Annotated in this window: 1 protein-coding gene; it reads left to right on the top strand. The window is 58.3% G+C overall.

All coding sequences use genetic code 11. From position 1 onward, the window contains the following. The first annotated feature begins 48 nt into the window (after nucleotides 1-48). Nucleotides 49-1400, top strand: a protein-coding gene (locus ACX9OT_RS21810; RefSeq protein WP_459003662.1) for an IS3 family transposase whose coding sequence is annotated in 2 segments (ribosomal slippage) — nucleotides 49-496 and nucleotides 496-1400 — 1353 coding nt in all. Because the reading frame shifts where the segments join, the coding sequence is not laid out codon by codon here. The last annotated feature ends 28 nt before the right edge of the window (nucleotides 1401-1428 follow it).

Here is a 1428-nt window from a genome sequence, read left to right on the forward strand (position 1 = left end):
TGAAGTGACCCCCGGGAGTTGGACGTCAGATCCAACCCCGAGGGTTACATGAACAGATATGACGCACGTTTCAAACTGCAGGTCGCCAAAGAGGCCTGCAAGACCTCCACATCGGTCAAAGCCATTGCCCGTCGCCACGGCCTTGAGTTCTCCACGGTCAGGCGCTGGGTGGCGACCTATCGGCTGCATGGTTGGCGCGGATTTCATCGCCAGGCCCAGTTCTATGACCTCCCGTTCAAGCTGGCTGTCCTGGAAAAGATGAGCCAGGACGGCATGTCCGGGCGGGAGGCCACCACCTACTTCCAGATTGGTGATGCTGGCGCAGTGGGGCGATGGCGGCGCCTGTATGCTCAAGGCGGTGCCCAAGCGTTGGCACCGCCTCCGCCGCTGCCTCGAAAGCCGATGAAAAAGACCCGTTCGTCCAAGCCACCTGAGGAAATGAGCCGCGATGAGCTGCTCAAGGAAGTCGCCTATCTGCGTGCGGAGACCGACTACCTAAAAAAACTCGATGCCTTGATCCGGGAAGAGCAGGCGGCGCAAGACGCAAAGCGCAAGCCATCCAAGGATTGAGGCAGGTTCATACGCTGTCGCTTCTGCTCGAAGCGGCGGAGCTGTCACGCAGTACGTTCTATTACCAGAACCATGTCCTGGCCCATCCGGATCAGGACGAGGCAGCCCTGTGCGAGCGCATCCGTGCAATCTACGATCAAAGCCAAGGGCGCTATGGCTATCGCACAGTGACGCTGGAATTAGCCAATCAGGGTCATCGGACCAATCACAAGCGGGTTCAGCGCCTGATGGGGGAGATGGGACTGAAATCGCGGGTGCGTGTGAAGCGCTACCAGGCCTTCAAGGGGGCGGCCAATGTTGTGGTTGGCAATGACCTCAATCGCCAGTTCCATGCCGAGCGGCCCAACCAGAAGTGGGTGACTGACGTGACCGAGTTCAAGGTGCAGGGCATGAAGCTGTACCTGTCACCGATCATGGACCTCTATAACCGTGAAATCGTGGCTTATCAGATCAAGCGTCGGCCCGTATTTGATCTGGTGGGCCAAATGCTGGAGGAGGCCATCAAGAAGCTCTCCCCGGATGAGCGCCCGATGATCCACTCCGACCAGGGCTGGCAGTACCAGCATGAAAACTACCGGCACATGCTGGAAAAGCACTCGTTGAAGCAAAGCATGTCCCGGCGCGGCAACTGCCTGGACAACGCGGCGATGGAGAGCTTCTTTGGAACGCTGAAGTCGGAGTTCTTCTACCTGAACAGCTTTGACAGCCTCGAGAGTCTGGAGGCTGGGCTGGTGGAATACATCCAGTACTACAACGAAGAACGCATCAAACTGAAACTGAAAGGTCTGAGCCCGGTAAAGTACCGGGAGCAGGCCCAATCGGCCGCCTGACCCCGTCCAAGTCTCGGGGGTCACTTCA

It is taken from the genome of Stenotrophomonas genospecies 3 (genome assembly GCF_054473855.1).